The sequence below is a fragment of the Mobiluncus sp. genome (assembly GCF_985070215.1).
Window position 1 is genome coordinate 23215 of the sequence record NZ_CFKZQR010000020.1, and the last position, 8299, is coordinate 31513.

An 8299-nucleotide genomic window follows, 5' to 3' on the forward strand; every position below is an offset into this window, starting at 1 on the left:
TGTGGTTTTTTGTGTTCCGCAGCGGGGTGCTTTCCCGGACCTCGCGGCGCAATCACAGGGTGATTCGGGTGCGGACTCCCAACATGGCTTCGAGCTGTGGAGCTATCTGAATGAAGGCTTTGGCGCGGTGTGAAATAGTGTTCTTGGCCTCATGGCTCAGTTCGCCATTGGTGACATCCTGGCCGTCCGCGATAAAAATCGGGTCGTATCCGAAACCGTTTTTGCCCTTCGGCTCCCGCACCAGGCGTCCGCCCATAACCCCGTTTCCTAGGTATGTTCCACCTCCCGGGACCAACAGCACCGCGGCACAGATGAATGCCGCCGTGCGATAGCCATCATCGATGTCCTGCAGCTGGTTCAACAGCAGTTCCAGGTTGGCCCGGTCGTCCCCGTGGTGTCCGCACCACCGAGCCGAAAAAATTCCGGGGGCGCCGCCCAAAATGTCCACGCTCAAACCGGAATCGTCAGCCAGAATCGGCACGTCCACCAGACTGGCTAGAGCACGCGCCTTAATCAGGGCGTTGGCAGAAAAAGAGGTACCGTCCTCGCGCGGTTCAGGAGCCCCCAGCGTACCCGAGGCGACAATTCCTCCCGGGTGCAGGCTCGGCACCAAGGGACGCAAAATCTCCTCTACTTCCCGAACCTTGTGGGCATTGCCCGTAGCCATCACCACCTGTGCCTCCGGCGGCACTTTCAGTTTCTGAGCGTCCTTATCCCGTAAATCCGGCACAGAAGTCAAAATACTCACGCGATTACTCCATCTGTTAGCGTCAACACCGCACCGGGCGCACTATCTACTGCCGCGCGCTGCAATCTGGTCAAATCATGGCAACCGGCCTGGGCCAAATCCAATAAAGCGTCCAGCTCTGCGCGGCTAAACGGCGCGCCCTCCGCGGTTCCCTGCACCTCCACCAGAGTTCCTGAGCCTGTCATCACCACATTCATGTCGGTTTCGGCACGGGAATCTTCCTCGTAGGGCAAATCCAGGCGCGGCGTGGAATCAATGATCCCCACCGAAATGGCACAAACCGAGTCGCGTGTGGGATTGCCGGGAATAAAACCGTTGTCCCTACCCACGGCGATGGCGCGCTGCAAGGCAATCCAAGCCCCGGTAATCGAGGCGGTGCGAGTGCCCCCATCGGCTTGCAAAACATCGCAGTCTATCGCAATCGTGTTCTCACCCAACGCGGCGTAATCCACCGAAGCGCGCAGCGCCCGTCCAATGAGCCGGGAAATCTCTGAGGTGCGCCCGCTGATTTTCCCCTTGACCGACTCGCGGGTATTGCGAGTATCGGTAGCGCGGGGGAGCATGGCGTACTCAGCCGTGACCCAGCCCAAACCGGAGTCCTTGCGCCACCGGGGAACCCCTTCCGTCAAGCTGGCCGAACACAACACTCGGGTGTTCCCGCAAGATACCAACACGCACCCTTCCGGGGCACTGACCCAATCCATGTGTAGAGTCACTTCGCGGAGCTGGTCCACCCGGCGGCCGTCTGCACGCTCAATCATCTCAGTCATAATCCCAGTCTATTATTTCTGAGTCGGGAGAGTGCATTGGGGCAGCTCAGAGGTCTTTCCATCGCGTATCTTTTGCACCACGTCCAGCGCTTCGGGAAACGTCCCGATTTTCGCTACCGTCAGTCCTTTCGGGATGTTGCCCACAACTTCGTTGCAGTTCTGGGCCGGGGCCAGGAAAAACTTGGCTCCGTCAGCCTTTGCTCCCGCCATCTTTTGCTCAATTCCGCTGATGGGGCCGACTTTACCGGCCAGGTCGATAGTCCCGGTCCCGGCAATGACCGATTTCCCGGTCAGGTGTTCGGGTGTGAGCTGCTCCACTATCCCCAGGGCAAACATGGTGCCCGCGGAAGGTCCGCCCACGTCTTGAAGGTGAAAAGTGATGTCCAGAGGAACGTCCACGTCCGAAGCTAAATAGATGCTGAGCTGCGAGCCTTTCCCGATTTTGCCGTTCGCTTTCTTGACCGGAGCGGTTTTCATGCTCACCGTCTGGGCTTCGCCGTTGCGGATGATACCGAGTTCAACAGTGTCGCCGCTCGGCACTGTGTCCAAGAACTTGCGCAAGTCCTCAACAGTGTGGACCTTCAGCGGGGTTTGACCGGGACGGGCAATGGTTTGCACCACGTCTTTCTTACGTAAAATGCCGGCTGCGGGCGAGTCTTTGGCGATCTCGGCGACAGACCAGGTGATGTTCACGTCATACCCCAAGGATTCCAGCGCCACCGCTTCGGCGGAGAGCTGGGATTGGTCCATCTGTTGCACCCCGAGCTTCTTAATGTCTTTGCTGGAGACATTGCGGGGGTAGACCATTTCTTCGGGCAAGATGGTGGTATTTGGGCTAAACGCCGCCACAATCAGGTCCCAACCGCTGACCATAGAGCCGGGTCCCCCCAGGGAGGAAACCGTGGTCATGCGCAGTTCTCCGTTGTTGTCTGGATAGGTTTTCGCGCCTTTCACCTCGATGAGGGGGGTTTGCTTATCGTCCTTGCCCAGCACGTCAAAGGTCGGTCCCGGATAGTTGATGACCACAGGATAGGAATAGAGGAACAGAAAATACCCGCCCAGGACGATGAGAGCAAAGCTCAGGACCCAACGGCTCAAAGACCATCGGGAGCGGGGGCGAGTGGGCGCGTCAGCAGGGACTTCTGGCGGCGAATCAGTTTTGGATTCGAGCGTCAGTGAATCTTCGGGGGCAGGCGTATCCGCTCCCTTATCCAGCGCATCGGTGTTCATCACGGATACTATAGTCTCATGGATGAAAGTGAGATGCCTGACTGGGCCGAAATGCTGCGCCAGGTCTTTGGCGAGGAAAAAGCCCGCGAGATGGAGGAAAAGCTCCGTTCCGGCACCCCGTTCTCGGCGTTTTCCGGAGGGGAGGGTATTTTTGCTTTCCCGCTGCAGTCCCTACTGTCCAGCTCCGATGAGCCGGTGAACTGGGACTTGGCGCGTATGACTGCCCTGGGGCGTCTGGGCGGGGCAACCCGGGTGGTGACTGCCGCTGATGCCGACCGGGTGCGTCAAGCCCTGTCTCAAGCTAATTTGCGCCTAGACCCGGTCACTTCGCTCACTCCGCCGCCTGCCAGCTATACCGCACTATCCGCACCGAAGTGGCTGGATGCCTCGTCCGAAGTCTGGAAAATCTTGGTTACCCCGGTGGCTGCCAAAACGTCTGAGTCCATGAAACAGGCGCTGTCTGCGCATATTGCTGACGGCGACTTACACGTCGAGATTTCTTCCGGCCCGCCCGAACTACAACAGCTGATGGGGCTGTTTTCCAAGGACGGCGACCCGGCGTCGCTGAATCTGGATTCCCTGCTGGGGGTTTTGAGTTCAAACTTGTTCGGGCTGCAGTTTGGCCAGGCGTGGGGGAGTTTGGCGGCCGAGAGCTTTGGTTCAACCGACATCGGGCTGCCGGTTGCAGAGGTGAATCAAGCGGCAATAGTGCTGGAAAACGTGGAAAAGTTCGCTGCCGACATCAGCCTGGAAGTCGAGCCGGTGCTGGCCTTCCTGGCGACTCGCGAGGCCGCCTATGTGCGGCTTTATCACGCCGTGCCGTGGCTGCGGATGCATGTCACCAAGGCGATTGAGGACTACGCCAGGGATATTAGCTTCGATTTGCAAGCGATGGAATCGGCCCTACAGGGCCTGGACCCGATGGATCAAGACGCCCTGCACAAACTCATCGCGCAAGGGGTGCTGACTCCCAGCCAGACCAATAACCAAACCGCCGCGAAACAAAGCCTGGAGACCCTGCTGGCAATTATGGAAGGCTGGGTCGACATGGTGACCACGCGCTGTTTGGCAGGGACGTTACCCCAGATGGGAGCCTTGCGAGAGATGATGAATCGGCGCCGTGCCACCGGAGGACCGGCCGAAAAAGCGTTCGCCGCCCTCATCGGCTTGGAACTGCGACCCAAACGGTTGCGTGAAGCCAGCGCCTTGTGGTCCAAACTGGTGGCCAAGCTCGGCGAAGCCGGCGCGGAAGGTTTGTGGGATCACCCGGACCTGCTACCGGAGGAAAGTGACTTTGATGCCCCGGACGAGTTCGTGGCGCGCCTGGCCGGAGAAGGCCCGAAAGACCAGCTGGAAGCTGATTTGGAGGCTATGCTGCAAGGGACTTTGGGATATGCCAAAGGGCTGGAGCCCGGCATTGATTCGGAAGGTGACGCGGAGGTGTCACAAGACCGTCCCGACGCCGATTCGCCCGACGATTCCGGTCAACCGGGGACAGATCCGGACAGTCCGGAAAATCCCACTCCTGACGCCTAATCAGGCGGCTGTAACCGCGCGGGCTCGCTTCGCAAACGCCGGCTCCGGGGGAACGTCAAGCTCGACCGGAAGGTAACTGCAGTCGCATTCCGGGTGAGCCTCGAAGTGCCGCGTGGTGACGATTCCGTCCACCGAGATACGCGTGACATCACCGGGGTGCAGGGCACGGCAATCTAAGAATGCTAAGGCTTGCGCCGCTGCAATCGCCGCACCCGCGCCTGCCAATGCGGTTTCCACCCGTGGAAACGCTGCCCAGTGCAGGTTCGCGGCGCGTTCTGCCAGGTGTGCCACTTCTGTGGCCTGGTGCAGGGCGATACAGGACGTGCACGGGGTCAAACCGGGCACAACCAGCGGCCCGACCTCGACAAAATCATGACCTGCCACCACCGCCAGATACGGCTGATTGGCCTGCATCGCTTTTTGCGCCGCCACTGGGTCGGGAATACCCCAGCTGAACTGTACCGCCAAGTCAGCTGGGATGCGTCGGGTCGTGACCGCGGCGTGCCGCAGGCGCTGTTCTACCAGGTCTTTCGTGGTGTGCCGCGTGTCAAGGGCGGTTTCCAAGTCCGGTTCGGGGCTGCGGGTGGTGGCGGGGACTTGAATCTTGCCGATACCGGCGGCGCCCAGTTCCAGAGCCAACAGTTGAGCCATACGGTCGGCCCGATTGAGAGAAACGCTCAGTTCCTGGCGATTCCGGTAGGCGCGACGCATCTTGGCGCCTCCCGCTCGTGACCAAAATCCGTCGTCGGGTCCGCCGTGTAGGCGGGGACTGCGCAGCTGCAGCAGTTCGACGTCAACCAAGGCTCGCAGGATTTCCGAGACTCTGGTCAAGGGAATGCGGCAGGCTTTGGCAAAGTCGGACAAGTCCGGGCGGGTACAGCCCGCCACCAGGCGTTGCAGTAGCTGGAACTCCTTTTCGGAACACTGCGGAAAACAAAACATGGTTTCCAGCCCGGCGCACAGTTCGACTGAACCATTGGGTAGCTTAACCAAGTGAATACCCTCATTTAGTTTCATAATCTCTCACCTCTATTCAAAGCATCTCAAAAGATATATAATAAACTCAAATAGCAATCCGGCACTTGTGGATAACTTCGTATCCGCGCTGGACAGACCCTCGGTTTCGTGCCTTGTCGTCCTGCGTGGGAAACTTGGGGGAGCAATGAAACGCGGAATCGAGAGGAGGTAAACGTGAACACCAAACCCCACGCTGCACCGTCCGGCGCGGAACTCAGCGCTGCGCAACTGCTCGATGAACTGGACGAACAGCAGCGCGAGGTTGCTCAGCACCAGCACGGGGCGCTGTGTGTGCTGGCGGGGGCGGGCACCGGGAAAACCCGGGCGATTACTTATCGCATCGCTTACGGGGTGCGCAGCGGGCAGGTCGATCCCGAAAACGTCTTAGCGCTGACGTTTACCCAAAAAGCCGCGGCAGAGATGAAAACCAGACTGGAAGGCCTGGGTGTGGGACAGGTCTGGGCACGCACCTTCCACTCCGCGGCGCTGGCGCAGGTCAAGCACTTTTGGCCGCAAGTCATGGGCGGAACCATGCCGACCCTGACCGGACTGAAAGCGACCCTGGTGACAGCAGCGGGGATGCGATTGGGGCTGAACCTCGGAAAAGCGCAGGTACGGGCGTTAGCCGGGGAAATCGAGTGGGCGAAGGTGTCGCTGGTGGATCCGCCGCATTATGCCGCGACGGCGCGGGCGGCAGGGCGCGAAGCCGTAGCCGATTTGAGTACCGAGCGGGTTGCGGAGCTGCTGGACGCCTATGAGGATGCGAAAATAGCAGCGGAACAGCTGGATTTTGAAGATATTTTGCTGCTGTGCGCGGGCATGATGGACGAGCGCGAGGACGTGGCGCGGACAATCCGCAACCAGTACCGATATTTCGTGGTGGACGAATATCAGGATGTCTCCCCGCTACAGAACTACCTGTTGATGAGCTGGCTGGGACGCCGCCGCGACCTGGCGGTGGTGGGGGACGCGGCGCAAACCATCTACTCTTTTGCTGGCGCCACCCCGGAATATTTAACCGAGTTCACCCAGACCTATCCCGAGGCGAAAGTCGTGGAACTGATCCGGGACTATCGCTCCACCCCTCAGATTGTGAACTTGGCGAATCAGGTTTTGTCCCAGGCAAAAGGGGCGGACGGCAAGCCTTTGGGCGGTACCGTCCGGCTGGTGTCTCAACGCGAATCCGGCCCGGCGGTGTCTTGGTTCGCGGCCCCGGACGATGAAACCGAGGCAAGGGAAATCGCGCGCCGTATTCAAGACCTGCTGGCGGAGGGCCTGAAACCCAGCCAGATTGCGGTGTTGTTCCGTACCAACGCCCAAGCTGCACTATTCGGGGTGGCTTTGGGTGCGAAACGAATTCCTTTCGTAATCAAGGACCAGGTCACGAAACTTGCAGGAGGAACCGCGGATAGCGGGGCGCAGACGGAGGATGACGAACCCGGCGGCGTGACCTTAGCTTCCCTGCACTCGGCGAAAGGGCTCGAGTGGGAAGCGGTGTTTCTGGCGGGAGCCAGCGAAGGTTTGCTACCCATCAGCTTGGCCAAAACCCCAGCGGTTATCGAGGAAGAACGCCGCCTGTGCTATGTCGGGGTGACGCGGGCGCGCAGCCGGCTCATCGTGTCTTTTGCCAAAGCCCGCCGCGACGGAGCCGCCCAAGAGCGCGAGGCGTGCCGTTTCTTGGCGCCGTTTTGGCCTCGCCGCAGTGAAATGCCGCGGCGTTCCGGTAGGCACTAGACCGGGTTTGGTCAGCTTTAGTGCAGGTCAAGAGGCAGAGTTCGGGTCGCCGTTGATGCCGTTGGTGATGAGTTGCAGCAAATCCGCGACCAAAGCCGGACCCTGTTCAATGTGCTCCGGGTCGGTGTCGAAGTGTGGGTGAACAATCGACCAGGCTTCGGTGCGGGTGGCGGCCACGACAAAACGGGACCGTTCCTGACCTGCCGTCTTTTTCTCTAGGAAGGCTTGCCGTTCCTGGGGGTCAGCGGGGGCATCAGCCATATCTTCGGCGGTCACCATGGCATCCGTTTCGTAGAGTACGGCCACGCCTTCGATTTCATCGCTCCACACCACGCGTCCCAGCTGGTGTAAGAAATCCAAACCATCGTCATGGGGTAGCTGGAAAGGTAGTGCCGTCAACGATTCGGGGTCTGACGCGGCGGTTTCGTGCATGGCGGCGACCAGCTCATCTGGGGCGTGTCCCGTCAGCATATCGGCGGCCTCCCCGGTCTTGTGCAAAGTAAAGAGTTGACCGGTTTGCAGCTCTGTCAGGGGCTCGGCATGGGCATCAATCTCCCATACCACCAAGCCAATGCGCCAACCCCAGGCCGTCAACACCACGGAAATCCGACCGAGCTGCTGATACCAGGCCAGTTCCGCCCAAATCCGCGACATGATTCCCACCACGGCGATGAGCACCGCGATAATCGCGATAACTATCCCCAAAGTCTTGGTTCCACCCTGGGGACCGGGATTCGCCCCACCAGCGGCGGGACGGGGCATACGGGGCGGCTGCATTCCGCCCGGACCACGCGAGGCACCCCCCGGAGGACCGGCGAAAATATTGCCAAAGAACGAACCGTTAGAGGGATGCCCTGTACTCACTTAACACCTCAGTCTCGAATTTGTATTCAGATGCCATCTTTCCACAAAACCCTGGTGTTCTTCCATTCGGGAAGTTTTTACCCCCAGTCCCCGCTCGCCTAGCTGGTTCCCCGAAGTTTCAACTTTTGATGAGATAATAGAAATCATGAGTGAACCAAGCAACCCTTTGACGAACTTTCCCGGCGGAACCGTAATGGGGATGTCCTTTACCCCGGATGGGAACTCCAGCCCGAACCCTGCCGGGGACGAGCCCAAGCCCTCCGCGTCTGAACAGGTTCCTGTCCCGGCTGAGATTCCCGCGATCGTGCGGGTGGTATGGGAGATTGATGCCCATGCCGAGCCCCTGACAGAGCTGCAAACCGGTCAACTCTTTACTTTGCACAAGACCGGGGAGGCCGCC

The 8299-nt window shown here is 59.8% G+C and carries 7 protein-coding genes and 1 pseudogene; 3 read left to right on the forward strand and 5 right to left on the reverse strand.

Going from position 1 to position 8299, the window contains the following annotated elements; translation table 11 throughout:
* Positions 1–52: 52 nt before the first annotated feature.
* Genes rdgB through AC5LBQ_RS05430 form a run of 3 tightly spaced genes read right to left on the reverse strand, consistent with a single transcriptional unit; the run spans position 53 to position 2748 of the window.
* Positions 53–748 carry an RdgB/HAM1 family non-canonical purine NTP pyrophosphatase gene (rdgB, locus tag AC5LBQ_RS05420; protein WP_493264851.1) on the reverse strand — a complete coding sequence of 232 codons (696 nt, stop codon included), beginning with the start codon at positions 746–748 and terminating at the stop codon, positions 53–55.
* Positions 745–1518 (reverse strand): ribonuclease PH, encoded by a 774-nt coding sequence (rph, locus tag AC5LBQ_RS05425; protein WP_297346881.1) that lies wholly within the window; start codon positions 1516–1518, stop codon positions 745–747. The genes rdgB and rph overlap by 4 nt, the downstream gene beginning before the upstream one ends.
* A 12-nt stretch (positions 1519–1530) precedes the next feature.
* On the reverse strand, positions 1531–2748 hold the full coding sequence (locus AC5LBQ_RS05430) for a YlbL family protein (protein WP_493264852.1): 1218 nt from the start codon (positions 2746–2748) through the stop codon (positions 1531–1533).
* Positions 2749–2766: 18 nt separating this feature from the next.
* On the opposite strand from AC5LBQ_RS05430, the gene AC5LBQ_RS05435 reads away from it, so the two are divergent.
* Complete coding sequence (locus AC5LBQ_RS05435) at positions 2767–4284, forward strand: zinc-dependent metalloprotease (protein ID WP_493264853.1); 1518 nt, start codon at positions 2767–2769, stop codon at positions 4282–4284.
* Here the strand turns inward: AC5LBQ_RS05435 and AC5LBQ_RS05440 are convergent, their stop codons facing one another.
* Entirely contained in the window at positions 4285–5301 is a 1017-nt protein-coding gene (locus AC5LBQ_RS05440; RefSeq protein ID WP_493264854.1) for a hypothetical protein, read from the reverse strand.
* Positions 5302–5475: 174 nt separating this feature from the next.
* Between AC5LBQ_RS05440 and AC5LBQ_RS05445 the strand changes: the two genes are divergently transcribed.
* The gene (locus AC5LBQ_RS05445; RefSeq protein ID WP_493264855.1) at positions 5476–7035 is read left to right on the forward strand and encodes an ATP-dependent helicase; all 1560 of its coding nucleotides are present in this window, start codon (positions 5476–5478) and stop codon (positions 7033–7035) included.
* A 27-nt stretch (positions 7036–7062) separates the two neighbouring features.
* Here the strand turns inward: AC5LBQ_RS05445 and AC5LBQ_RS05450 are convergent, their stop codons facing one another.
* Positions 7063–7899 (reverse strand): hypothetical protein, encoded by an 837-nt coding sequence (locus AC5LBQ_RS05450; RefSeq protein WP_493264856.1) that lies wholly within the window; start codon positions 7897–7899, stop codon positions 7063–7065.
* 145 nt (positions 7900–8044) lie between these two features.
* Between AC5LBQ_RS05450 and AC5LBQ_RS05455 the strand changes: the two are divergent.
* Positions 8045–8299 (forward strand): annotated as a pseudogene (locus AC5LBQ_RS05455) (hypothetical protein); the annotation flags it as partial.